At 41.4% G+C, this 25613-nt stretch carries 26 protein-coding genes; 25 read left to right on the forward strand and 1 reads right to left on the reverse strand.

What is annotated here, in order from left to right; genetic code table 11:
• Nucleotides 1–7 precede the first annotated feature (7 nt).
• The gene (gene ccoG, locus CCS77_RS01005; RefSeq protein ID WP_107916306.1) at nucleotides 8–1333 is read right to left on the reverse strand and encodes a cytochrome c oxidase accessory protein CcoG; all 1326 of its coding nucleotides are present in this window, start codon (nucleotides 1331–1333) and stop codon (nucleotides 8–10) included.
• A 144-nt stretch (nucleotides 1334–1477) separates the two neighbouring features.
• Here ccoG and rpsU point away from each other — a divergent pair, with 144 nt between their 5' ends.
• The 25 genes from rpsU (at nucleotide 1478) to nuoN (ending at nucleotide 25605) form a co-directional block, all read left to right on the forward strand.
• Nucleotides 1478–1690, forward strand: coding sequence for a 30S ribosomal protein S21 (rpsU, locus tag CCS77_RS01010; protein WP_009294994.1), 213 nt, complete (start codon nucleotides 1478–1480; stop codon nucleotides 1688–1690).
• 103 nt (nucleotides 1691–1793) lie between these two features.
• Nucleotides 1794–2426 carry a DNA-binding protein gene (locus tag CCS77_RS01015; protein WP_107916307.1) on the forward strand — a complete coding sequence of 211 codons (633 nt, stop codon included), beginning with the start codon at nucleotides 1794–1796 and terminating at the stop codon, nucleotides 2424–2426.
• A complete protein-coding gene (locus CCS77_RS01020) occupies nucleotides 2423–3040 on the forward strand; it encodes a UPF0323 family lipoprotein (protein ID WP_004318051.1) in 618 nt (205 codons plus the stop codon). The genes CCS77_RS01015 and CCS77_RS01020 overlap by 4 nt, the downstream gene beginning before the upstream one ends.
• Before the next feature lie 2 nt (nucleotides 3041–3042).
• Nucleotides 3043–4224, forward strand: coding sequence for a glutathionylspermidine synthase family protein (locus CCS77_RS01025; RefSeq protein WP_103586395.1), 1182 nt, complete (start codon nucleotides 3043–3045; stop codon nucleotides 4222–4224).
• A 2-nt stretch (nucleotides 4225–4226) separates the two neighbouring features.
• Nucleotides 4227–5162 (forward strand): D-2-hydroxyacid dehydrogenase, encoded by a 936-nt coding sequence (locus tag CCS77_RS01030; RefSeq protein WP_107916308.1) that lies wholly within the window; start codon nucleotides 4227–4229, stop codon nucleotides 5160–5162.
• Nucleotides 5162–5920 carry a hypothetical protein gene (locus CCS77_RS01035; protein ID WP_103571545.1) on the forward strand — a complete coding sequence of 253 codons (759 nt, stop codon included), beginning with the start codon at nucleotides 5162–5164 and terminating at the stop codon, nucleotides 5918–5920. The genes CCS77_RS01030 and CCS77_RS01035 overlap by 1 nt, the downstream gene beginning before the upstream one ends.
• 16 nt (nucleotides 5921–5936) lie before the next feature.
• Entirely contained in the window at nucleotides 5937–6434 is a 498-nt protein-coding gene (locus CCS77_RS01040) for a YajQ family cyclic di-GMP-binding protein (protein WP_021089472.1), read from the forward strand.
• Between the two features lie 329 nt (nucleotides 6435–6763).
• Nucleotides 6764–7555 (forward strand): DUF2314 domain-containing protein, encoded by a 792-nt coding sequence (locus CCS77_RS01045; RefSeq protein WP_107916309.1) that lies wholly within the window; start codon nucleotides 6764–6766, stop codon nucleotides 7553–7555.
• Nucleotides 7556–7589: 34 nt separating this feature from the next.
• On the forward strand, nucleotides 7590–8909 hold the full coding sequence (locus tag CCS77_RS01050; protein WP_107916310.1) for a YrzE family protein: 1320 nt from the start codon (nucleotides 7590–7592) through the stop codon (nucleotides 8907–8909).
• Between the two features lie 185 nt (nucleotides 8910–9094).
• The gene (locus CCS77_RS01055; RefSeq protein ID WP_107916311.1) at nucleotides 9095–10459 is read left to right on the forward strand and encodes a coproporphyrinogen III oxidase family protein; all 1365 of its coding nucleotides are present in this window, start codon (nucleotides 9095–9097) and stop codon (nucleotides 10457–10459) included.
• Nucleotides 10459–12093 carry a multidrug ABC transporter permease/ATP-binding protein gene (locus tag CCS77_RS01060; protein ID WP_107916312.1) on the forward strand — a complete coding sequence of 545 codons (1635 nt, stop codon included), beginning with the start codon at nucleotides 10459–10461 and terminating at the stop codon, nucleotides 12091–12093. Before CCS77_RS01055 ends, CCS77_RS01060 begins: the two co-directional genes overlap by 1 nt.
• Nucleotides 12094–12200: 107 nt before the next feature.
• Nucleotides 12201–12590, forward strand: coding sequence for an NAD(P)H-quinone oxidoreductase subunit 3 (locus CCS77_RS01065; protein ID WP_004318039.1), 390 nt, complete (start codon nucleotides 12201–12203; stop codon nucleotides 12588–12590).
• The gene (locus CCS77_RS01070) at nucleotides 12572–13084 is read left to right on the forward strand and encodes a NuoB/complex I 20 kDa subunit family protein (protein WP_012001120.1); all 513 of its coding nucleotides are present in this window, start codon (nucleotides 12572–12574) and stop codon (nucleotides 13082–13084) included. Before CCS77_RS01065 ends, CCS77_RS01070 begins: the two co-directional genes overlap by 19 nt.
• A complete protein-coding gene (locus CCS77_RS01075; RefSeq protein ID WP_107916313.1) occupies nucleotides 13081–13845 on the forward strand; it encodes an NADH-quinone oxidoreductase subunit C in 765 nt (254 codons plus the stop codon). The genes CCS77_RS01070 and CCS77_RS01075 overlap by 4 nt, the downstream gene beginning before the upstream one ends.
• On the forward strand, nucleotides 13842–15071 hold the full coding sequence (gene nuoD / locus CCS77_RS01080) for an NADH dehydrogenase (quinone) subunit D (protein WP_107916314.1): 1230 nt from the start codon (nucleotides 13842–13844) through the stop codon (nucleotides 15069–15071). The genes CCS77_RS01075 and nuoD overlap by 4 nt, the downstream gene beginning before the upstream one ends.
• The gene (locus CCS77_RS01085; RefSeq protein WP_107916315.1) at nucleotides 15068–15298 is read left to right on the forward strand and encodes an NADH-ubiquinone oxidoreductase subunit E family protein; all 231 of its coding nucleotides are present in this window, start codon (nucleotides 15068–15070) and stop codon (nucleotides 15296–15298) included. Before nuoD ends, CCS77_RS01085 begins: the two co-directional genes overlap by 4 nt.
• A complete protein-coding gene (locus CCS77_RS01090) occupies nucleotides 15295–16005 on the forward strand; it encodes a hypothetical protein (RefSeq protein ID WP_107916316.1) in 711 nt (236 codons plus the stop codon). The genes CCS77_RS01085 and CCS77_RS01090 overlap by 4 nt, the downstream gene beginning before the upstream one ends.
• Nucleotides 16002–18302 (forward strand): NADH-quinone oxidoreductase subunit G, encoded by a 2301-nt coding sequence (locus CCS77_RS01095; protein WP_107916317.1) that lies wholly within the window; start codon nucleotides 16002–16004, stop codon nucleotides 18300–18302. The genes CCS77_RS01090 and CCS77_RS01095 overlap by 4 nt, the downstream gene beginning before the upstream one ends.
• Complete coding sequence (gene nuoH, locus CCS77_RS01100) at nucleotides 18295–19290, forward strand: NADH-quinone oxidoreductase subunit NuoH (RefSeq protein WP_107916318.1); 996 nt, start codon at nucleotides 18295–18297, stop codon at nucleotides 19288–19290. The genes CCS77_RS01095 and nuoH overlap by 8 nt, the downstream gene beginning before the upstream one ends.
• 8 nt (nucleotides 19291–19298) lie before the next feature.
• A complete protein-coding gene (nuoI, locus tag CCS77_RS01105; protein ID WP_107916319.1) occupies nucleotides 19299–19937 on the forward strand; it encodes an NADH-quinone oxidoreductase subunit NuoI in 639 nt (212 codons plus the stop codon).
• A complete protein-coding gene (locus CCS77_RS01110; RefSeq protein WP_054196019.1) occupies nucleotides 19930–20466 on the forward strand; it encodes an NADH-quinone oxidoreductase subunit J in 537 nt (178 codons plus the stop codon). The genes nuoI and CCS77_RS01110 overlap by 8 nt, the downstream gene beginning before the upstream one ends.
• On the forward strand, nucleotides 20463–20765 hold the full coding sequence (nuoK, locus tag CCS77_RS01115) for an NADH-quinone oxidoreductase subunit NuoK (protein ID WP_021092799.1): 303 nt from the start codon (nucleotides 20463–20465) through the stop codon (nucleotides 20763–20765). Before CCS77_RS01110 ends, nuoK begins: the two co-directional genes overlap by 4 nt.
• A 3-nt stretch (nucleotides 20766–20768) precedes the next feature.
• The gene (nuoL, locus tag CCS77_RS01120; protein ID WP_107916320.1) at nucleotides 20769–22607 is read left to right on the forward strand and encodes an NADH-quinone oxidoreductase subunit L; all 1839 of its coding nucleotides are present in this window, start codon (nucleotides 20769–20771) and stop codon (nucleotides 22605–22607) included.
• Nucleotides 22607–24118 (forward strand): NADH-quinone oxidoreductase subunit M, encoded by a 1512-nt coding sequence (locus CCS77_RS01125; RefSeq protein WP_107916321.1) that lies wholly within the window; start codon nucleotides 22607–22609, stop codon nucleotides 24116–24118. Before nuoL ends, CCS77_RS01125 begins: the two co-directional genes overlap by 1 nt.
• Nucleotides 24115–25605, forward strand: coding sequence for an NADH-quinone oxidoreductase subunit NuoN (gene nuoN / locus CCS77_RS01130; protein WP_004317979.1), 1491 nt, complete (start codon nucleotides 24115–24117; stop codon nucleotides 25603–25605). The genes CCS77_RS01125 and nuoN overlap by 4 nt, the downstream gene beginning before the upstream one ends.
• The last annotated feature ends 8 nt before the right edge of the window (nucleotides 25606–25613 follow it).

Consider the following 25613-nt stretch of genomic DNA (forward strand, 5'->3'; position numbering starts at 1 on the left):
CATTTTATCATCTTTTAGGATAGATAAAGGTGCTAGCCCTTTGCACGCTGATAGTTGGCTCGTCAGTGGCGTAAGCTTTTATATTTATATGTTTTAAAAGATCTTTTTCGCTTGTGTTTTCATTTTTTGATTTTAGCGTGACGATGACCTTTTGTTTTGCGCCAGCTTTTAGTGTAAAAGGCTTATTTGGACGAGAAATTTCTATGCTTTTATCATCTATCTCAAAGTAAAATTTATGATCCTTGCTTTGGGTATTTTGCACCAAGAAAACGTAAGAATTTTCAACCTCACCTTGCTCTAAAACCTTGTAAAGCTCGCTAGTTCTATTTATATTTAAAAGCATGCTCTCTTTTTTACCGCTCATCAGCGCTGCAGCTACCAAAACTACGCACAAAATGACAAGATAAGCAACCGTTCTAAACCTAAAAATTTTCACCTTTTTATTTTCATTTTGAGAATTTATGCTTCTCCACTCGATGAGCGAGGTTTCGTTAAAATGCCCCATCACTTTAGTGCACGCGTCGCTACACTCAAGGCAGTTTATACATTCAAGCTGCATGCCTTTTCTTATATCTATATGCGTTGGGCATATCCTCACGCACGCCTCGCACCCAGTACAAAGCGCGCCTTCTTCTTTTGGCTTTTTAAATTTCTCCCGGCCCTCATATATGACGCCGCCTCGTTTTTGATTGTAGATAACTTGTATCGTGTCGCTGTCAAACATAACTGACTGCACCCTCGCATACGGGCAGACATAGACGCAGAAATTTTCTTTTAAAATGACCACGTCATAGACTAGCCAAGCAGCGATGCTAAGCCAAAATGCAAGTAAAATTTTATGTTCGCTTGCATCATTTAGATAAGCAAAAAAATCAAGCGGTGGCACAAAAAACCACAAGAAATTTGCAGCTATGATAAGTGCTAAAACGCACCAAATTCCAACTGCTAATGCACGTTTAAAAATTTGACCTTGTGGCTCATTTTGTTTGTTTTGGATATTTTTTCTGATCTTTAAAATTTTAGTTTGCAAAAGGTCACGAAAGAGCGTTCTAAAAATGGTCTGCGGACAGCTCCAACCACACCAGACGCGCCCTGCAAGCGTCGTTAAGAAAAATATGCTTAAAAACAAAGTGATAAACAAAAATGGCAGCAAATATAGCTCTTGCATATCAAATTTTGTAAAAAATAGATCAACTCTACTCTTATCAAAACTTAGCAAAAATAGCTGCGCGTCATTTATCCTGATAAATGGCAAAATAAATACAAATAGCGTGATACAGGCAAAAAAAATGTAACGCCTCTTGGCGTAGCTAAGATGAATATCCTTTGACATGGTTAGCCTTTTTTTGAAATTTTAAGATTATAAATTTTGGGTTATTAAAAAAGTATTAAATATTTTAAATTTGCCTAAAAGCTTAAATTTATGAAAGTTAAACTATACTCACGGCTTATTTTAATCTGAAAGGTGGTGAGGACGTTGCCTGGTATTAAGGTACATCCTAACGAGTCATTTGACGAGGGTTACAGAAAGTTTAAAAAACAAACTGACCGTAATTTAGTCGTAACTGAAGCAAGAGCTAGACGCTTCTTTGAGCCTAAAACTGAGATCCGCAAGAAACAAAAAATTGCAGCTCGCAAGAAAATGCTTAAACGTCTTTATATGCTTAGACGCTACGAGTCAAGACTCTAAAACCAAGACAAAGAGGGCTTTGCTCTCTTTGTTTAACTCTTCTTTTAGCCTTATTTTTTTATAATCAAAGCAATTTTTTTATTTTATTTTAAACGGAAATCCGATGCAAAAGCTAGCTGTAAATGAAGCTGCAGAAATTTTAGGCATAACAAAAGAAGCAGTCTATAATAGAATCCGACGAGGCTCGTTAAAAACGGTCATTGAAAATGGCACTAAATTTGTCATCCTTGACGAGGAGCCAAGTAGCGAAAAACCCGCAAAAACCGCTTCAAAAAGCACAAAAACTAAACCCCAAAACGACGAGTTTGTAAGCTATTTGTTAAGTGAGCTAAATGAACTAAAGAGCTTAAATTTAAACTTACAAGCCGATAAAGATAGGCTTTTTAAAGAAAAAGAGCAGATGCTCATCGAGCGCAAAAATGAAATTTTGCAAATTTACAAGGACAGAGACGAGAAGCTCATGCAGTTTCTAAATGCTATGCAAAGACCACTTTTAGCGCCTAAAAACGAAAGTGCCGCAAGCGAAGTGGCGATAGATGCGCAGATAGAGGACGAGTCAAAATGGATAAATTTAAGCGAATATCTAAAGGAGTTAAATTTAAAGCCAAAAGCGACAAAAAAGATCAGTGAAAAGATAATAAAAGCGATACATCACTCCAAATTTATCAAATTTAAACGCGGCGTGATACTAGTTAGAAGACATAAAAATTTAAAAGAGTTGATAGGAGAGATATGAAACACATTAAAAAAATAGCTACTTATGCTGCGGTTGGAGGATTTGGTGCCATTATCATGGCTGGACTTGCTGGTTGCGGAAGCGACGATGGCGGCAATGAAAACGCACTAAACGAAGTTGCGCAAAAAAACGGGGCCTTTGTCATCATCGAAGAGAGCGCGCCTGGCGTTTATAAAATCTTAGAAGAGTATCCAAGCACCGAAACTAGGGTAGTGCTAAAAGATATGAACGGCACTGAGCGCGTGCTAAGCAAAGACGAGATCGATAAGCTTCTAGCGCAAGCAAACGCAAAGATCGACAACAACACTTCAAATTTGACAAGAACTAGCGATGCACAGCTAAGTAGCGGCGGGCTAAGCCTTGGCGAGACGATCCTTGCCTCAGCAGCTGGCGCGATACTTGGTAGCTGGATAGGCAGTAAGCTCTTTGGCAACCAAAATTTCCAAGCAAATCGCCAAAGCACATATAAAAATCCAAGTGCCTATACAAGAAGTGTGGATAGCTTTAACAAGCAAAAAGCGGCAAATTCTGCTGCAAGAAGCAGTGGTGGTAAGAGCGGATTTTTCGGTGGTGGCTCGAAGTCAGGCTCTAGCTCATCAAGTTTTGGAGGCTGAAAATGATAAATTTAAAAAAGATAGAACCGTTAAACAACGAATTTATGGAGAAAATTGGCTTTGCATGGCATACAGATAACGACAACAGCTCGTATATCGCTGATGAGATCGTGCAAGTAAGCGAAAAAGAGGCAAATGCCTACTACGAGGCGGCAAACGAGCTATATGATATGTATGTAAATGCCGCTCAGCACGTGATCGACAACAACCTTTTTCACGAGATAGGCATACCATTTAACCTTGTTGATATCATAAAAAATAGCTGGGAAAATGACGTTCATTGGCACCTTTACGGCAGGTTTGACCTAGCTGGAGGGCTTGATGGTAAGCCTATAAAGCTCATTGAGTTTAACGCCGACACGCCAACGGCAGTTTTTGAGACGGCGATCATCCAGTGGGCGATGCTAAAGCTAAATCACATGGACGAAGCAGCCCAGTTTAACGACCTTTACGAGTCGCTAAAGCAAAATTTCAAACGCCTTATCACGCTTGGCGACGAGGATGCGGACTTTGACGAGCTCTACGAGGGCTGGGGGATACTCTTTAGCAGTATCGCTGGCAGTATCGAGGACGAGCAGACCGTAAAACTACTGCAATACATCGCAAAAGAGGCTGGTTTTGTAACAGACTTTGCCTACGTTGATGAGGTCGTTTTTGACGATAATGAGGGCATTTTTAAAGGCGATGAAAATTTCGAGTATTGGTTCAAGCTGGTCCCTTGGGAGAGCATAGCGATCGATGAGGGCGAACTGGCTCTCATACTTTCAAACATTGTCAAAAATCAAAAAGCTATCATCATAAATCCAGCCTATACGCTGCTTTTCCAAAGTAAGGGGATTTTAAAAATCCTTTGGGATCTTTATCCTAATCACCCGCTCTTGCTTGAGACCTCAAATGAGCCGCTAAAAGGCAAAAAATATGTGAAAAAGCCGGTATTTGGCAGAGAAGGTGCAAACGTCTCTATATACGATGAAAACGGCGCACAAATAGCAAGCAGTGATGGCGAATACGACTCAAACAAAGCCATCTATCAGGAATTTTACGAGTTTAACCAAGATGAGAGGGGCGAGAGCTACCAAGCAGGGGTATTTTACGCTTATGAGGCGTGCGCGCTTGGATATAGAAAGGGCGGCAAAATTTTAGATAACTACTCTAAATTTGTAGGACATTTCATTAAGGATTAAAGATGAAGATCGTTTGTTTAGATGCGGCAACGCTTGGAGAAAACGTAGATCTTAGTGTTTTTAAGAAATTTGGCGAGTTTATCAGCTACCAAAAAACAAAAAGCGAAGAGGTCGTGCCTCGTCTAAAGGGCGTTGATATCGTCATCACAAACAAGGTCATCATCGACAAAGCCGTGATGGATGCGCTAAATTTAAAGCTCATCTGCATAAGCGCAACTGGTATGAATAATGTCGATCTAGAGCATGCAAAAGCTAAAAATATAGCCGTTAAAAACGTCGCTGGCTACTCAACCGCAAGCGTCGTGCAGCATACGTTTGCCTTGCTTTTTGAGCTAACAAATCGTATCGAATTTTACGATCACTACGTAAAAAGTGGCGAGTGGGTGAAAAGCGAAATTTTCACCTATCTTGGCGCAGATATCAGCGAGATCGCTGGCAAAGAGTTTGGCATCATCGGACTTGGCGAGATAGGACGCGGCGTGGCGGCAGCGGCACGTGCATTTGGCGCAAACGTGAGCTACTACTCGACAAGCGGAGCAAATAAGAATAGCGAATTTGCGCAAAAAAGCTTAGACGAGCTACTAAGAAGCAGCGACATCATCAGCATCCACGCACCGCTAAATGAAAAGACTAGAAATTTACTAGGTATAAACGAGATAAATTTGCTAAAAGATGATGCGATAGTGCTAAATTTAGGACGTGGTGGCATAGTGGATGAAGCGGCGATGGCAAGGGCGATAGATGAGAGAAACCTGCGTTTTGGCACCGACGTTTTAGAAAGTGAGCCAATGAGCGAAAATAACCCATTTTTAAATGTAAAAAACAAAGAAAATCTACTAATCACCCCGCACGTAGCATGGGGCAGCTTAGAGGCTAGAAAAACTCTCATCGCAAAGATCGTCGCAAACATCGAAAATTTCATAAATGAGAACAGATAATGGGCTATGATATAAGCTATCACGCCATTAGCGAAGATGAAATTTCAAAGTGGTATTTTGAGGCACTTGAGCTTACAAAGGCTGGTAAATTTGACGAGGTTTTAGCACTTGCTAGCAAGGCTGGCGTAGAGGAATTTTACGCCCAAAAGTACAAAGATACACTAAACGCTGCACTGCAATATAAAGACGATGAAATTTTTAACAAAACTCACGGCTTTTGTATCGCCGTCACGCAAGGATTTTTTAGAAAGTATTTCTACACTCGGGGCACAGCGTTAAGTTCCTTGGCACGCCAAAATGAGAAATTTAAAAACTACATCAGCAACTGGCGAGAAATTTTACCAAGTGAGTTTTTGGATAAATTTAGTGGCGAAATTTATAATGAGATCACCGAAAACTACTGTTGTGGCGCTTATGTAAACGCTAAAAACGTAGCTAAACTAAAGGCTGACTATGAAGCAGATGGCGAGATAAAAGAGGCGATTGATGGCTTTTACGCTCAAAATTTACCTGCATTTTTAGATGCGCTAAACTATGCATGCGAGCTAGAAATAGGCCTGCTCGAGGCCACTGAGGTCGTGGAGCCAAATCCACTTGATCTAAACAAATCAAGCTCATATTCAAATCTCTTTAACTGCGATCCAAATGGAGCTATCATCTACACACAAACTGCGATGCAGCAGATTAGCGAGACAGTAGAGCAAGAAGAGACTGGCAAAAAGTCGATTTTTGAGAAGATAAAAGGGCTATTTAAATAAATTTGAAAGGATAAAAATGGCAACCGAACATAGCTTTGATATAAGTGCCGAGGTCGATATGATGGAGGTTAAAAACGCTCTTGAGACGGCAAAAAAAGAGATCGCAGCAAGGTATGACTTTAAGGGGCTTGCGGCTGAGGTAGAGCTAAATGAAAAGGAGAAATTTATCACGCTTCTTAGCTCAAGTGATAACAAGATCGACGCGCTAAAAGATATCGTGATCTCAAAGCTCATCAAGCGTAACATCCCACCAGTGGCGATCACAGAGACAAAAAGAGAGCCAGCAAGTGGCGGGAATTTAAAGGCGACGCTAAAGCTAAACGATACGCTTGATGGCGAAAACTCAAAAAAGATCACCAAGGCTATCAAAGACTCAAAGATCAAAGTAAGCGCGCAGATCAGGGGCGAAGAGATCAGAGTGACAAGCAAAAGCATAGACGATCTGCAGGAGTGTATAAAGCTGGTTAGGGGGTTGAACCTAGAGCTTCCGATAAGCTTTAAAAACCTAAAATAATGGCTTCTCGTGAGTGCTTTTAAAGGAGCTAGAAAAATTCTCGCTGCGCAGGCTATATCGCATATTTTCGCTTTATTATGCGTCGTTGATTTAAATTTTTGCTCGGTCATTACCAGCTCGGTAACTCCCGTCACAAAAATTCAAATCGCCTAGCCTAATTTTGCGAAATAATTGTGCGAATTTTTTATTTAAAATTTCGCAGGATTTTGGGCTAAATTTGTGAAATTTGGCATGATTTTATATCTAAAATTTGGCGTATTCGTGAATGAAATTTCGCCTTATCGTTTTATTTAAATTTGATCTATAAAAATTCAAAAAAAGGATGAAAAATGGGCTTTTTTGAGAAAATCCTTGGTAAGCAAATAGACCTTGGCGAGCAGATGCCGATCTATTTTGTAAGTAGTGACGAAGACTATATGCAGCACGCATTTGAGCAGGCTAGAGAAAGTTTTAGGTATTTTTGGCGTGAGCTTTACTGGGAGCGCCGCAGGATCGCGCCTATGCTTGATTATGCGATGGTAAAAATTTGCTTCTTAGACGTGGTAAACGGCGAAGAGGTGGGCGAGCACATGTGGATAAATGACGTTGAATTTGACGGCGAAACGATATATGGCACGCTCGTAAATGAGCCTGACGCCGTGCAAAACGTGAAAGTCGGCGATCAAATAAGTGCAAAATTTACCGATATGAGCGACTGGCTCTTTGCGATAGATGGACGTGCTTATGGCGGATTTAGCGTGCAGGCGATGCGCTCACGCATGCAAAAAGATGAGCTAGCCGAGCATGACGCGGCTTGGGGGCTTGACTTTGGCGATTACAACGACATTTTGGTAGTTTTCGAGCAAAAAGAGCACCCAGAAAATTTGATCGAGCATCCGATGAGCAAAAATATGCGTGGCCAGGTGGAGCAGTATATAAAAGCGCATCCAAGTATGGTCACAGACACCGACGAACTTGGTTTTACGCAGCTTCATCACGAGGCACTTGCTGGAAATTTAACGATCGTAAATCTCTTGCTAGAAAACGGCGCTAGCAAAAACGCCCGCACAAAAAGCGGCAAAACCGCAGCTGAACTTGCTGGGCAAATAGGCTGGAGCGAAATCGCAAAGGTGCTTAGCTAGTTAAATTTGTAAATTTAGTAGAAAGAGGCAAAATTTGAGCTATCAAGACATTTTAGATGAAAAAGATGAGAGCGTTAAAAGCGCTAAGAAATTTGTAAATTTTATAAAGGCAAATTTTTCAAACTGCGAGATAAGAAGCAGCAAACAAGCGCGTTTGATCGCTCTTTTAAACGAAGAAAATGATCTTTTTGACAGGCTAAATAGGACAAATTTTGCTGAAGTTTCAAAAAGGCTCGGCGAGATAAAAGAGCAGATCACTCTTGTTATTTTAGATATCAAAGATGAGATCATAAAGGACTTTGACGAGCAAAACTATGAAATTTACAAAAGGGCGCTCTCAAAAGAGCCAGAGGAGCTTGAAAAGGTCAAAAATGAACTACTTTTAAACTCGTTTTTCGAGAGCCATTTGAGCGAGCACTCGGCAAATTTAAAGGCAAATTTTATAAAAGAGTGCGTCGCAAATTTCTTCAAACACTCAAATTTCATAGTGCCTATCATCAGCGTGCTTTGCTACTTTTTATATTTTGGTTTTGAGGTCGGATATTTTCCGAGTTTAGATAGCTCGGAGATGATATTTACAGGCATCTTGCTATTTTGCGCAACCGCATTTATCACTGTTTTTGAGATATTGGTCCTCGTTTTTGTCTCATTTTTGTACCAAAACGACGATAAAAAGCATAAATTTAAAAAGCCAAAATTTCTATTTTTTTATAACTCAAATTTCATCTACATTTTAACGCTCATCTCTTTTGCCATTTTGGCCTTTGCAGGCTACAAGCTAAACTACGGCTGTAGCACTATCTTGTCGATGTTTTTACTTTCCTACGTTGGAGTAAATTTGGCAGTTTTCTTTAAAGATAGATCAAAATTTATCATCTATCTTCTGTCATTTCTCATGATTTTACTCTTTATAATTTCAGTTATTATCTTAAAAAATGGCGGACTTTTGGCACTTTGGATACTCTTTTGCTCGTTCATGCTCTCTTTTATACTGGGTGCTTCTAGCATCAAAGAGACAAGGGATTTTTCATTTGTTTTCTACACTGCACTTTCGCTTATGATCGTTTCAAACTCGCTTTTGTTTATAAAATACACAGCAAAAACCTTTAACATAGGCGACGTGGATTATAAATTTTTACTTGTGGATAAAAGTGCGTTAAAGGCGCTACCAAGCTCACTTTGTGATGCAAAAGACAAAGAGCAAACGCCTTGTGAGATAGATGAAAAAGCGGTTAAAATTTATGATGTGAAGTCGCTTTGCAATATCGGTAAATTTTACTATCTGCAGACAAAAGATGGAGTGAAATTTGAGCTTGACTCAAGCAAGGTCATATCAAGGGTTAAAGAAAAGTAGGCTAAGCATAAATTTATAGAGCAAAAGCGAGCCAGATATGTAAAAATCGCAGGTTTGCAAAAATGAAAAATTTAAAAATGATTGCATTTTTTACTCAAAATTTACGTTACTACAAGGCTAAATTTATTAAAATTTGGCTATCCTAATGGACTAAATTAAAACTAACTTATTTAAGGCGATTAATTATGATTTTTAAAAATATTGTTGAGAGTTTTGCTGTAAATTACGCTCATAATTCTATACAAAAATCGCTATATAACGAATTTAACATAGACATTTTAAACACGACTTACACCAAAACTCCAAAAAAAGACAAAAAGTACATGCTATACGCTCACGTGCCGTTTTGTCACACATTTTGCCCGTATTGCTCGTTTCACAAGTACCACTACGAGCAGGAGCTTGCGAAAATTTACTTTGAAAATTTACGCGAGGAGATGAGGCAGACAAAGGAGGCTGGCTTTGACTTTACATCACTTTATGTGGGCGGTGGCACGACGCTTATAAACGAGCCAGAGCTTGAAAAAACGCTAAAACTCGCAAAAGATCTCTTTAGCATCGAAGACGTATCAGCCGAGAGCGACCCAAATCACATCTCGCCAGAGAGCCTCAGCCGCTTTGACGGCCTCATCGACCGCTTAAGCGTAGGCGTGCAAAGCTTTGATGATGAGACTTTAAAAAGGGTTGGCAGATATGATAAATTTGGCTCGGCCGAGGAGACAAAAAGAAAGATAGAGCAGGCTCTTGGCAAGATCCCAGTTATCAGCCTTGATCTCATCTTTAACCTGCCAAATCAAACAAAAGAGCAGATCATAAACGACGTAAATGTCGCAAAATCAATATCTCCGCAGCAAATAACATTTTATCCGCTCATGAAATCAGAGCTAACAAGAGAGAACATCGCTCGCGCACTTGGCGTCTCAAACGTTGATAATGAGCGCGAATTTTATGAGATCATCGTGAGCGAATTTGCTAAAGGCGGATATAGGCAAAGCAACGCTTGGGCATTTTCAAATGAAAAAAGCGCTGACCTTCGCGACGAATATGTAGGCTCAAATTTAGAGTACGTGGGCGTTGGTAGCGGGGCATTTAGCTTCTTAAACGGTGAGCTTGTGATAAATGCCTTTAACCTACTTGACTACGGCAGAAAGGTCAAAGAAAGACAAAGCCCAGTCATCGCAAAATGCGCATTTAGCAAAAAAGAGAGACTAAAATATACATTTTTAACAAGGCTTTTTGACGGCGCCGTGGATATTAAAACCTACAACGAGCAAAACAACGCAAACATCAACAAAGACCTATTTGTCGAGCTTAGCTTGCTAAAACTTGTAAATGCGATCTACGAAGAAAATGGCGTTATCAAGCCAACATTTTTTGGCAAATACATCTGCGTCGTGCTCATGCGCGACTTCTACGCTGGCATGGACAAGGTGCGCGCGATATTTAAGGATGACGCAAAGATCAAACGTAGTAAGGTGCTTCACATCATGAGTGAAGATACCGAGCAAAAATTTGACCAAAACATCATTCAGCCACGCGCTGCGATGTAATGCTTGCGAATTTAATAAAAAGCAATCTTTTTTCAATAGTCAAAATAGTGATCCTGACGCTTGCCTTTAGCGGCCTTGGCGTCTGGACGCTCTCTTTTATCAACAATGAACTTGTAAATTTAAAAGAATTTGACGCCTTTGTGGCGGTTAAATTTATAGCTATCTTGGTCTTATTTTTCATAAGCGCCATCGCTGCAAACATCTCGCTTACAAATTTTGGACATAAATTTATCTACGAGCTTAGATATCAAAGCGTAAAGCAAATTTTAGACACGCCAAATAGCGTGATAAACGAGATCGGCAAGGCAAAGATCATAGCCAGTCTAAACAACGACATAAAGACGATCACATTTGCCTTTATGAGCGCTACTGGCTTTATACAAAGCCTAGTTTTCATCATTTGTGCCAGCTTTTATCTAGCCTACATCGCGCCAAAGGTTTTTATATTTCTAGCCGTTTGGATCGGTGCGACACTTTTTATAAACACGCTTTTGATGAAAAAGATCCACTTTTACTTTAAAGACTCAAGGACGCAAGATGACGCGCTGCAAAGACACTACGATGACATTGTTGAAGGGCACAGAGAGCTTAGTCTAAACAGGGCAAGAGCGCAAATTTGCTTTGATGAGCTAAATTTGACAGGCGACAAAAAGCGCCAAAGCATGGTAAAGGCTGACGTATTTCACGCGCTAAGTGATAATTTCACAAACGTAATACTACTTGGCTCAGTCGGACTTTGTGTATTTTTATGCGTGGCATTTGGCTGGGCGAGCCTGCAAACAGCACTTAGCATAAGCCTAACGATACTATTTTTAAGAGGCTCATTTATGAGTATGGTGGGCTCCATACCAGCCGCACTTAGCGCAAAAGTGAGTTTAGAGAAGATCATGAGTTTAAATTTAAATGAATTTAAAGAAGGCTTTAAATTTGATGATAGCCTAAGCGATGAATGGCAAAGCATCAAGCTAAAGGATATAAATTTCAACTACGACCACGGCAAATTTAGCCTAAATGACGTAAATTTAGAGATCAAACGCGGCGAGATAACATTTATCATCGGTAAAAATGGCAGTGGCAAAAGCACGCTTATAAACATTCTTTGCGGACTTATCCGCCCAAGCAGCGGCGAAATTTACCTTGATAGCACAAAGATAGATGAGGCAAATTTGCAAAGCTATCAAGCCAAGATAAGCGCTATTTTTGCTGATTTTTATCTATTTTCACAGACACTCTCGCATGATGGCTTTGCTAGCCAAAGCGATATAGAGGGGCTCTTGGCCATGCTTGAGATAGATAAAAAGGTAAGTGTGGTGGATAATAAACTTAGCACCACGCAGCTCTCAACAGGTCAGCGAAAGCGCCTAAGCTTGCTAATAGCCATCTTAGAGCACCGCTCTATCCTTATCCTCGATGAGTGGGCGGCCGATCAAGACCCATTATTTAAGCGTAAATTTTATAAAGAAATTTTGCCGTTTTTGCAAAGCAAAGGCATAAGCGTCATCGCCGTAAGCCACGATGATAGCTACTTTGACGTGGCAACTAGGATCATTTTAGTAAAAGATGGTTTTGTGCGCGAGCTTGATGAGGTTGAGCGCATAAGTGCCGCAAAAGACGCCGTGGAAAAGATAAAATAAGAGTATTTTTTACACAAAAAGGGATTTGAGTGCGCTACTCTTGAGCTATTTCAAGATCAAATAAATTTAAATTTAGTAGAATTTTGAAAAATTAAAAAAGGCGAAGTATGTCACACTCAGAGCTTGACAGCACCTATCTTGGCGCTTTTATCATACTTTTGTTAGCTACTTGTTCGTTTAGCTTGATAACATTTTTATCCTCAAAGATAAGCAAAAAGCTAGCCAACCGCAACACTGAGCGCCTAAAAGTAGGCTTTTACGAATGCGGACCGACAACTGTAAAACAACCAAATAAGATAAATATCCACTACTTTTTTTATGGAATTTTATTTATTTTATTTGACGTTGAGGTCATCTTTATGTATCCGTGGGCGGTGGATTTTAGGCTGCTTGGGCTATTTGGGCTCATCGAGATGCTACTTTTTGTAGTGATCTTACTCATCGGCTTTGCCTACGCTTGGCAAAAAGGAGTCTTTAAATGGCAAAGCATCAGATAAACTACGCTGCAAATGGCGGTCTGCCGGTAGTTTTGACAACCGTTGATAAGCTCGTGCAGTGGGGCAGGAGCAACTCGCTTTGGGCGCTTAGCTACGGGCTTGCTTGCTGTGCGATCGAGATGATGGCAAGTGGGGCTAGCAGATATGACTTTGACAGATTTGGCACCATATTTCGTGCGAGCCCAAGGCACTCAGAGGTGATGATCATAGCTGGCACGCTAACTAAAAAGCACGCTGAATTTACAAGGCGCCTTTACGACCAGATGCCTGAGCCAAAGTGGGTCATCTCGATGGGTAGCTGCGCAAACACTGGAGGCATGTTTAATACCTACTCGACCGTTCAAGGTGTGGATAGAATAATACCTGTTGATATCTACATCCCAGGCTGTGCCCCGCGCCCAGAGACGCTTCAATACGCACTTATGATGCTTCAAAAAAAGATAAGAAAACAAAGTGCATTTAGGGCGCAAAAGCCAAGAAAGCTTGAGATATGAGAGAGTATAAGCCAAAAAACGACCTGCAAAAAAAGCAGTACTACAGCGAGAAATTTTATATAGCTAAAGAGACGCCAAAAGAGGCTGCAAAAGGCTCTAAATTTGACGAAGAGTTAGCCATTTTAGAGCAAAGCGGAGTGCAAATTTTATCTAGCTACGTGGAGTTTGATCAGCTTGTTTTATATGTAAATTCTAGTGAAAATTTTAAAACTCTTGAGGCGCTAAAAGGCTTTGGCTACGAGCAGCTTTGCGAGCTTGCTGCGGTTGATTATTTAAGTGAAAAAGGCGGATATGAGGTATTTTATCAGCTTCTTAGCATTAGCAAAAATAGGCGCACACGTGTAAAGTGCTTTGTAAAAAAAGATGAGATGCTAAAAAGCGTCTGCGAGCTTTACAAAAGCGCAAACTGGGCGGAGCGTGAGATGTATGACCTAAGTGGCGTTTTAATCAAAGATCATCCAAATTTAAAGCGTCTTATAATGCCTGATGACTGGCACTCGCACCCGTTACTAAAGAGCTATCCGCTTGTTGGTGACGAGGCTGCTAAATGGTACGAGGTGGATAAAATTTTTGGCGCTGAGTTTAGAGAGCAGATCGGCGAAGAGAACCGTGATCCAGCCTTTGTGGATGAGAAAGATACCTTTGGTTTTTCACGTGTTTTTGATGAAAATGAAGACTATGAGTATCAAGAAGAAGGCGGCGTGAAATTTGTCAAAAAGGCTAAATTTAAAGATAGTCAGATAGTAAAGGAAAGACCTTGAGCCAAGCACCAAACCGCTTAAAACCATTTTTTGAAAATTTAGAATTTGAGCAAAATGACGGCAAGATGATACTAAATTTTGGCCCACAGCACCCAAGCGCACACGGCCAGCTAAAGCTTGTGCTTGAGCTTGACGGAGAAAAGGTCGTGCGCGCTATGCCAGAGGTTGGCTTTATGCACCGAGGCGTTGAAAAGATGGCTGAAAATATGACCTATCAGGAGTTTATCCCAGTGACTGACAGGGTGGACTACATAGCATCGAGCGCTAATAACTACGCATTTTGTGCGGCTGTGGAGAAGCTTTGCGGCATAGAAGTGCCTCGCCGTGCGCAGATCATTAGAGTGATGCTTTTGGAGCTAAACCGCATAAGCTCGCACCTTTTGTTTTTAGCTACGCACGCCCTTGACGTGGGCGCTATGAGCGTATTTTTATACGCATTTAGAGAGCGCGAATACGTCCTTGATCTCATAGAAAAATACTGCGGCGCAAGACTAACTCACAGCTCGATAAGGATCGGTGGTGTGCCGCTTGATCTGCCTGATGGCTGGTGCGAGGAGCTACTTAAATTTTGCGAGAAATTTCCAAAAGATGTGACGCTTTATGAAGACCTGCTAAGTGAAAATAGAATTTGGCAAGCAAGGCTCGTGGATGTGGGTGTAATTAGCAAAGAGCTAGCCCTTAGTAGCGGCTGCTCTGGCGTCATGCTAAGAGCAAGTGGGGTCGCACGTGACATTAGAAAAGAAGAGCCATATCTCATCTACGATGAGCTAGAATTTGATGTGCCTTACGCCACCAAAGGCGACTGCTACGCGAGATATCTGCTTTATATGAAAGAGATGCGCGAGTGCGTGAAAATTTTAAAGCAGTGTGTTAGCAAGTATCAGACAAGTAACCCTGCCATCATCGCCGACGCGCCAGAGTATGTGAGCGCTTCAAAAGAGCAGATCATGAGCCAAAACTACTCTTTGATGCAGCATTTTGTGCTGATAACTCAGGGGCTAAAGCCACCAAAGGGCGAAATTTACTTTGCTAGCGAGTCGCCAAAGGGAGAGCTTGGAATTTATATAAACTCAGATGGCAGCGCAAGCCCGTACCGCCTAAAAATTCGCACGCCAAGCTTTTGGCACTGCGCTATCTACGAAGATCTGCTAGTTGGGCAGTATGTGGCAGATGTGGCTGCGATAATAGGCAGTACAAATATCATCTTAGGCGAGGTTGATAGATGAAAAGGGTCGATCTTAGGCATCTAAAGGGCGAGTTTTTGAGCGCTCTTGGCCAGCAGATAAAGGCTAGTGAGCCAGGCGAGGTGGTGATATTTTTGTTTGAGATAGGTGACTTTAGCGGTGTCACAAAGGCTGTAAATTTGGCTTATAACCTAAACTGCGAGGTGATGAACTCGCTTAAATTTAACCAAGTTGATTGGGCATTAACGATAAAAAAGGGCAAGATATGAAATTTAATGATCTAATAGCAGGCAAGAGCCTAAGTATCGCAAATTTACTAAGTTTGAGCGACAAAAATTTAGCAAAAAAGATAAAAGAGCACGAGTTTAAATACATCTCATGCTTTGAAGATAACGAGCTTGGTGGCAAAAATTTGATCCGCTGTGAGATAGGATCAATAAGCTATGTCTTAGCGCTTCTTTGTAAGTATGCAAATTTGGTGCAAAATGAGTTTTTTGACGAGCTTGATGATGGGCTCATAAGTGGCGAGTGCAACGTGGGAGAAGAGGAGTTTGAGGAGCTTGGCGAGTGGATAAAGGACGTTAAAAACGTGATCATAGATGACTCGTTCTTTACTCATCCAGACAAAGAGGCGATCTTTTGGCTACTTGAAATTTTAGGTAAAAATGTCGTCTTAGCAGGCAGCGAGGTCAAAGAATTTACAAGCGTCAAAGAAGTAGATGAGCTAAGAGAGCTTGAAAATTTTGACGGAGCGGTCGTTTATCTAAACAAAAACGCAAGCGATGAGATCGTTGGCGGCGTGCAGTTTGGCATCGTGGCAAAGGCAAAGGATGGCGAAACCTTAAATTTAAAGGCAAAAGACTTTAGCGTGAGTGCTAAATTTAGGCTTGATCCAGCGCTAAAAGGCACGGTTGCCGTGCTTGGCGCAAAAGAGTTTGATGGATATGCATTTAAACAAGTAGTAGTTAGCAAATGAAAATCACCATAAACGATCAAATTTTAGAGGCAAACGAGGGCGAAAGCATCCTAAACATCGCAAGAGCAAATGGCATCTACATCCCTGCGCTTTGCTACCTTAGCGGCTGTTCGCCAACGCTTGCTTGCAGGCTTTGCATGGTCGAGGCAAACAGCAAAGTGGTCTATAGCTGCAACGCCAAAGCCAAAGAGGATATGCAAATTTACACAAATACGCCAGAGATCGCTGCTGAGCGAAATGCGATCATGCAGACCTACTGCGTCAATCACCCCCTTCAATGCGGTGTTTGCGACAAAAGCGGCGAGTGTGAATTGCAAAATTTAACGGCGCATTTAAATGTAAATGAGCAAAGCTTTGCCATTACAGACACGCACAAACCGCACAAAAAATGGGGACTTATAAACTACGATCCAGCCCTTTGCGTGGTCTGTGAGAGATGCGTGACGGTTTGTAAAGATAAGATCGGCGAGAGCGCGATAAAAACGGTGCCAAGGGGCGTTGAGGTGCCAAAAGAGCTAAAAGAGAGCATGCCAAAAGATGCCTATGCCGTCTTTAGCAAGATGCAAAAGAGCCTAATTGCCCCAAGCGCTGGCGAAAATTTGGACTGCTCGTTTTGCGGTGAGTGCATCAGCGTCTGCCCTGTTGGAGCGCTTGTTAGCTCAAATTTTCAGTATAACTCAAATGTCTGGGAGCTAAACCGTGTCCCAGCGGCAAATCCGCACCAAAGCGACTGCGAACTCATTTTTTATGACATAAAAGAAAAAAGCACTAGCGATAGAAGCAAGCAAATTTACCGCGTTAGCAACGACTTTCACTTTGGCGAGATAAGCGGTGCGGCAAGGTTTGGCTACGACTTTCACAACGAAAATGCCCGTAAAAATGAGGTGAAATTTAACGAGCTAGTCTTAAATTTTAAAAACGGCAACATAAAAAATATAAAATTTAATAGCTTCATAACAAACGAAGAGGCGCTTATTTTAGAGCGCTTGAGAGAGAAATTTGATCTAAATTTATTAAACGATGAGGCTTTTAAATTTCAAAATTTCTTAAATATTTTTAGCGAATTTAGCGGCTTTAGCTCATATAACGCAGACTATGAGAGTCTAAAAAATAGCGACTTTATCATCTCTGCTGGTAGCTTCTTGCGCCATGAGAGCCCAGCTACAAGCTACAAGCTAAATAACGCCCTTAAGATGAATAAAGCGGCTGGAATTTACTTTCATCACATCGCTGATGAGGTGGTGAAGAAATTTTCAAAGAATTTCACCTGTGTGAGCTATGAGGCTGGGGATTTGGAGCAAATTTTACTCTTTGTGCTTAAAAACTGGGGTGAGAATTTACCAGCAGCACTTCAGGCTAGACTTGAAAAATTTGAAGAGAGCTTTGACTTAGAAGTAGCAGCTCTTAGCGAAGGCAAGGCTAAATTTACGCTCATTTTAGGTAGCGATTTTTACGCTCATGAAAATGCAAATTTACTTGCAGCCCTTGCTGGAGTGATCGCAAGAGCTACGCCGTTTCGTGTGATGCTGATACCACCTCGCACAAACTCGCTTGGCGTGGCTAAAATTTGCACGCTTTCACACGAGAAAAAGCCCGGCAAGACGCTAGGATACAATGAAATGGGTGAGTTTAAATTTAGCATCTTTGAGGGCGACCTTGACGCTGGTGCGCTAAATCAGCAAGAGGGCACATTTACAAGCATAAATAACGAAGTAGTGCCGACAAATGCGGCTTTGGCACATAACGGCTACTTCTTAAACGAGATCGCAAATGCACTTAACATAGCGGCTAAAAATACGATTGATTACACAGCGCAGCTACCAAAAGAGAAGGGTTACAGGGGCGTTAAATTTGATGATTTAGAAAATTTTTACGCAAATGATGGCACAAGCCATAGAGGCTACAAACTTGAAATTTTAAATTTCACGCCAAAAGAGGACATAGAGCCACTTTTTAAAGAGCAAAGTGGGCTAAATTTAAAAGAGGACGAAGCGCTAATAAGCCTTACAAATCCTATAAATTTGCCATCGTTTTTTGCAAACTACGCTACACAAACTGCTAAACGCGCGAAACTTTACGCAAGTGGCGAGTTTATGGCTAAATTTGAAATTTCACAAAATGAAGCGGTCATTTTAGAAAAAAATGGGCAAAAGCTTGCCATTTGCGTGGAGCTTGATAGCGAGCTAGGAGGCGTGGCGGCCTATCTTGGCGACTATGATGATAAGCTTGATGTAAGCACCATTTTTGAGGGCAAGAGTTTTGCTAGCGTAAAAATAATAAAGGCAGAGAATGAGTGAAATGCTATTTTTTGTGATAACAACTATTGTTAAAGCAGTCGTCATCTTAGCCGTCATGGCTAGCCTCGCAGGGCTTGCAACCTACGCCGAAAGAAAGGTGCTAGCCTACATGCAGCGCCGCGTGGGACCTGATATGGTGGGGCCTGCTGGTGTACTGCAGATCGTGGCTGACATGATAAAGCTCTTTACAAAAGAGGACATCGTGCCTGCAAATGCAAATAAATTTATCTTTCTAATAGCCCCTCTAATCTCTGCTATCGCGGCATTTGCAGCGCTTGCGCCTGTGCCATTTTTGCCTGAGTTTGAGGTTTTTGGGCATACGATTAGACCGATACTTGCAGATATAAACGTGGGCGTTTTGTATATCGCTGGCGTGGCAGCAGTTTGCGTCTTTTCGCCACTTGCAGCAGGTCTTGCAAGCTACAATAAATTTGCACTAATCAGTGCTGCTCGCGCAGTCGTATCGCTTCTTAGCTTCGAAGTAGTCGCTGGCATGGCACTTTTAAGCGTTGTCATGGTGACTAGCTCGCTCTCGCTAGTTGATATAAACAACTACCAAAAAGGCATATTTAACTGGCTTATATTTAAGCAGCCCCTTGCTTTCGTGCTTTTCGTGATGGCAAGCTTTGTGGAGTGCAACAGAACGCCATTTTGCCTAACAGAAAACGAGACCGAGATCGTAGCAGGCTACGGCACTGAGTATAGTGGCATGAGATGGGCGATGTTTTTTATCGGCGAATACACCAACATGATCGCAGCAAGCATCATCATCACGCTTTTGTTTTTGGGTGGTTTTAATGAGTTTTTATTTATCCCAGGTGCTTTGATGATCATCTTAAAATCAAGCCTAGTCTTTTTCTTTTTTCTTTGGACGAGGGCGTCGTGGCCGCATCTAAGGGTCGATCAGCTTAGCATGCTTTGCTGGAGAATTTTACTTCCGCTTGGCATCTTAAATGTCGTAATCACCGGCTTTGCACTACTTATCTAAGGCGTAAAATGAGCGAGAAAAGATATATTTTGATAGACGAAAAGATAGAGCCAAAAGGGGCATTTGATAAATTTAAGCACTTCATCGCCGCTACTTTTAAGCTCGATCTTTTAGTGGGGCTAAAGATCACGCTAAAGCAGATGCTCTTTAGCAAGTCGCACACTCTAAAATACCCTATGCAAAAGATGGAGCTAAACGCCAGATATAGGGGGATTCATAGGCTTTTAAAATTTGTTGAAAGTGAAAATGAGCGCTGCATAGGCTGTGGATTATGCGAGAAAATTTGCGTTAGCAACTGCATCTCGATGAAGACTTCGCTTGGTGAAGATGGCCGCAAAAAGGTCGCAAGCTACACGATAAATTTAAGCAGGTGTGTCTATTGCGGATTTTGCGCTGATGTCTGCCCTGAGCTTGCCATAGTTTGCGGGCAAGAGTACGAGGTCGCAAGTGAAAACAAAATCCTCTTTGGCACAAAGACTGAGTTTTTAACAGATGATAAATTTTTAAAAGAACAAGCTGAGTTTGAGGGCTATGGCGCGCTACCTAAAAATGCCAATAGTCTAGTAAAAAAGACGCCAAATGCGCTTACAAATGAAGATAAGGTAGAAGTGATGGATATAAATTTAAAAGGGTCAAGTGATGTATGAGAGCTTTGCATTTTATCTTTTTAGCGCCCTTATATTAGTTAGTTTTTCTTTTAGCGTGCTTTGCAAGAACGCCCTAAACGCGGTCTCTGCGCTAGCTGCTGGCATGGTTTTTATCTCAGCTATATTTTTCTTGCTTGGGGCTGAGTTTTTAGGCGTGGTGCAAATCGTCGTCTATACAGGCGCGGTAGTCGTTTTATACGCATTTGCGATGATGTTTTTTGACACCAGCAAGGAGTGCGAGCCAAAAAGTGGCAAAAAAGCAAAGATCATCGTCTATCTTCTAAGCAGCTTCATAGCGCTTCTTTTGATATTTATCTTTTTAGCGCCGATCTATAGCGCTAAGCAAGAGGTGGTAAATTCTACCCTCGCTAATCTTGGCAACATCGAAGCGGTTGGAATTTTGCTCTTTAGCAAGTATCTGCTAGCCTTTGAGATGTGCGCTATCATGCTACTTGTGGCGATGGTGGCTGGCATCATTTTGATACATAAAGACCTAGACGCGCAAAGCAAATTTGAGGAGATGCTATGATAGGCCTTACTCACTACCTCATCCTAGCAAGTCTGGTCTTTGTCATAGGGCTAGTTGGCATAATGAGAAGAAGAAATTTGATAATGCTATTTTTCTCAAGTGAAATTTTACTAAACTCAGCAAACATCGCACTTGCTGCTATCTCGAAATACTACTTTGACCTAACTGGGCAGATCATCGCATTTTTTATAGTAGCCATCGCCGCTAGCGAGGTCGCCGTGGGACTAGGTCTGCTCGTGCTTTGGTATAAAAAGACTGGTAGCATAAGCCTAGAGTCGATGACAAATATGAAAGGCTAAGAGATGATTTTATTTTGTATTTCGCTATTTTTCCCGCTTCTTAGCTTCATCATAGCTGGCATCTTTTCGCATAGCAGTAAGAATTTATTTATCGGTCTTTTTTGCTCGCTTCTCATGATCGTTAGCGCCACAGCTTCACTCATGCTAACGGCTAGTCTTAGCGTAGATGAGCCACTAAATTTAACCCTAAAAGAGTTTATAAACTTAGGCTCGCTTGATCTTAGCTTTAGCTTCTACCTTGACGCGATCAGCCTTGTGATGCTTAGCACCGTGGGCGTGGTCGCTAGCATCGTGCATATCTACTCCATTGGCTACATGAGAGATGACGCGAGCTTTAACCGCTTTTTTAGCTACCTTGGGCTCTTTGTCTTTTGTATGAACGTCCTTGTAACAAGTGATAACTTCATAGGGCTCTTTATCGGCTGGGAAGGCGTTGGGCTTTGCTCTTGGCTGCTCATAGGCTTTTGGTATAAAAGGCCTAGCGCAAACGTCGCTGCAAACGAAGCTTTTGTGATGAACAGAGTGGCTGATCTTGCCATGCTTGTTGGTATCTTTTATATATTTTATAGCTTTGGCTCGCTTAAATTTAGCGAGGTTTTTAACGCTAGAAGCGACCTTTCTGGGCTAAATTTAGGCATCATCGCCACACTTCTTTTCATAGGTGCCATGGGTAAAAGTGCGCAGTTCCCATTTCACACATGGCTTGCAAACGCCATGGAGGGGCCAACGCCGGTTTCTGCGCTCATCCACGCTGCGACCATGGTAACAGCTGGCGTCTATCTAGTCATACGCGCAAATTTCATCTTTGCAAATGTGCCTGAAGTATCGCACTTTATCGCCTGCCTTGGTGCATTTGTAGCGATATTTGCCGCAAGCATCGCGCTAGTGCATAACGACCTTAAAAAGATAGTCGCCTACTCGACGCTTTCGCAGCTTGGATATATGTTTGTAGCTGCTGGTCTAGGGGCTTACAAGATCGCACTTTTTCACCTTGTCACGCACGCATTTTTTAAGTCGCTGCTCTTTTTGTGCGCTGGCAACGTTATGCACGCGATGAATGATGAGCTAAATATCAAAAAAATGGGTGGGCTTTATAAATTTATGAAGCCAACTGCGTTACTTTCTATCATCGCAAGCTGCGCACTGGCTGGATTTTATCCATTTGCTGGCTTTTTTTCAAAAGATAAAATTTTAGAAGTCGCCTTTAGCAAAGATCAAATTTTGTGGGCCGTCTTGCTCTTTTGCGCGGTGCTTACGGCATTTTATAGCTTTAGGCTTGTCATGCTAGTATTTTTTGCAAGGCCAAAGAGCGATGAGCACGCACATGAAGCCAAAAACTACATGCTTGTTGGCATGAGCGTGCTTGGCGTTCTCTCAGTCATCAGCGGCTTTTTTTGGAGCAACTTTAGCGAGTTTTTAAGTAACAGCCTTGGGGATTTTAAGCTAAATTTATCTCACAGCAGTGAAATTTTCTTACTCGTTTTAACGCTTACTTTAGTGCTTGCAAGCGCTGGCTTTGCAGTCTTTGCCTATAAAAAAGAAATTTTTAAAGAGAGCATTTGCGAAAGTAGAGTTTATAAAATTTTGCAAAATGCCTACTTTATACCAAAATTTTATGAGAAATTTTTTATAAATGGCTACGCTTTTATCTCTAAAATTTGTAAAAAATTTGATGAGATGATAGTTGATCGAAGTGTCGATTTTGTCGCATTTGTGGTTACTAAATTTGCATATCTTGCAAACAAAATGCAAAGCGGAGATCTAAGCATCATGCTTAGGTTTATGGTCGCAGGATTTGCCTTGCTTTTAAGCTTTATATTTTTATTAAACGGAGCCAAATAATGCTAAGTGTCATCATATTTTTCCCAGCAATAAGCGCAATACTTGGCTTTTTGATAGAAAATAAAAGCATCAAATTTTATGGAGCAAGCATCGCTCTAATCGAGCTTTTACTAGCCATTTTTATCTGCGTAAATGTCGATTTTCAGGGTTATGACTTTGTTTTAACGCATCAAGTCTCGCTCATACCAAGCCTAAATATCAGCTATTTTGTGGGCATCGATACCATCTCGCTTGTGCTTATAGTCCTTAGCGCATTTATGAGCTTCATCTCTATCGCAGCCCTTAGCGATGATGGAAATTTAAAGCACCTTGTTATTAGCGTGCTATTTTTAGAGAGCACGATGATGGGCGTCTTTAGCGCGCTTGATATGATCTTGTTTTACAGCTTTTGGGAGCTTAGCCTCATACCGCTACTTTATATTATCGGCGCATTTGGCAGTAAAAATAGAATTTACGCTGCGATTAAATTTTTCATCTACACATTTTTAGGCTCTGTCTTTATGCTAGTAGCGATCATCTTTATCGGCTATCTGTGCTATCAAAAAAGCGGCGTATTTAGCTTTAACTTGCTTGATTGGTACAAGCTTGGCATAGGAGAAAATGCTCAAATTTGGCTATTTTTAGCATTTTTCTTTGCTTTTGGCGTGAAAACTCCGCTATTTCCATTTCACACGTGGCTACCTTATGCACACGGACAGGCCCCGACTATCGGCTCAGTTTTGCTTGCTAGCGTGCTTTTAAAGATGGGCACTTACGGCTTTGTAAGATTTTCACTCCCACTTTTTCCAGACGCGAGCCTACTTTTAAGTGGCTTTGTCTGTGTCATAGCTATCATCATGATCATCTACGCAGCCCTCGTTGCCTACGCACAAAGCGATATGAAGCAAGTGATCGCTTATAGCTCCATTTCACACATGGGCGTCATCATGCTTGGCATCTTTTCACTAAATTTAATAGGCCTTGGTGGCTCGATATTTTTAATGATAAGCCACGGCATCGTTAGTGGCGCGCTATTTTTGTTAGTTGGCGTCATCTACGAGAGAGCTCACACAAAAGAAATTTGCGAATTTGGCGGCCTTGCCAAGGTGATGCCAAAGTATGCACTCATATTTTTTATAGCAACGCTTGCAAGTATCGGTCTGCCACTAACCATTGGCTTTGTGGGCGAGTTTTTAAGCTTGCTTGGCGTATTTAAGCTAAACAAGCTCTTTGCGCTACTTGGTGGCTTTAGCATCATCGTGGGCGCTGTTTATATGCTAGTACTTTATAAAAGGGTCTTTTTTGGCGAGTGCAAGGAGAAAAATTTAAGTCTAAAAGATCTAAATTTTAAAGAGTTAGCCGCTCTTGTGCCACTTTGCTTGCTAATAATTGCCCTTGGTATCGCACCAAATCTGATACTAAAGCCGCTTGAGCCAAGCGTGCAAAATGTCATAAGCAAAATGCAAACTAGAGCTGTAAATAGCGGCACAAAGGATAAAATTTCATCTTTAAATGGTGGGAGCAAACTATGAACGAAATAGCCTTTTTAGACCTAAATGAGATCTCTTTGCAATCACTCTCGCCGATGCTTAGCATGATGGTTTTTGCACTTTTTATCCTCATAGTTGGAGCGATAAAAAAGGATCTTTCGAGGAATTTCTACTGCGTATTTTGCATCATCGCTATATTTGTAAATTTAGGCATTACGCTTGATTTTAACGGGCTTAGCCTAAGCTTTTGGGATATGCTCCTAGTCGATGGAATTTCTATCATCTCGCAGATCATTATCCTAATCGCCTCAGCCCTTTTCATCCCTCTTGCACTTAGCACAAAAGAGTATTTTGAGTATAAAATTTACGAGTACTACGCGCTATTTTTGTTTATGATCGCTGGATTTTTATTTATGGTGAGCTCAAACAACCTACTCATCATCTTTTTAGGTCTTGAGATCAGCTCGCTTTGCCTCTACACCCTAATCGCCCTTCACAACAAGGCAAAAAGCGTCGAGGCCGCTATCAAATACTTCGCAATGGGTTCGCTCTCGGCTGGCTTTTTTGCGATGGCGATAGCGATGTTTTATCTAGCAACAAACTCAATAGACATCGCTCGTATAGGTGTTGTCATAAAAGATCTTAGCCTAAATCAAAATTTAATAATCCTTCTTGGCTGCGTTTTCATAGCTTCAGCCATTGGATTTAAGCTCTCGCTCATACCATTTCACACATGGATACCAGACGTTTATGAGGGCTCAAATGCCCCGCTTGCAGGCTATATGTCGATCGTGCCAAAGGTTGCTGGATTTATAGTCGCATTAAGAATTTTTGCGATGCTTGAGGGCTCTGGAATTTCATGGATAAAAGATATGCTCTACATCATCGCCGTGCTTACGATGAGCCTTGCAAACATCATGGCGCTAGTGCAAAAAGACGTCAAAAGGATGCTAGCTTTTAGCTCGATAGCTCACGCTGGTGTCGTGCTTTGCGCGCTTGTGGCAAATTCTCACGAGGCAAATGTCGCCTTGTTTTTCTACTGGATCATGTTTTTGTTTGCAAATTTGGGCGCATTTTCTATGCTTTGGGTGGCAAGGTGCGATGACGTCGTCTGCTGGGACAAGCGCTTTAAACATCCGTATGAGAAATTTTCAGGGCTTATTAAAATTTTGCCAAGTTACGCCGTGATAATGGGAATTTTCATGATCGCCCTTGCTGGCATACCGCCTTTTAGCGTATTTTGGGGCAAGATGGTGCTTATCTCATCGCTCATAAAGTCTGATTACGTCGTGCTTAGCCTCATCATCATGATAAACTCAGCGATTGCTATTTATTACTACCTAAAGCTCATCGTTTTTATGTTTTTAAAAGAGCCTATCGTAAAAGATAAAAATATCTACATCTCAAATGTCTCGATGGCGCTAAAAGTGATCGTTGGAGTTGCCGTTGCTGGCACGGTCTTTGCCTTTTTGTTTTCTGGGGCGATTTTGGAATTTATCGAGCATTTTGTCTTTGCTTCAGGATTTTAGAAAATTTA

Origin of the sequence: Campylobacter concisus (assembly GCF_003048375.1) — a bacterium.
Taxonomy (GTDB): domain Bacteria; phylum Campylobacterota; class Campylobacteria; order Campylobacterales; family Campylobacteraceae; genus Campylobacter_A; species Campylobacter_A concisus_T.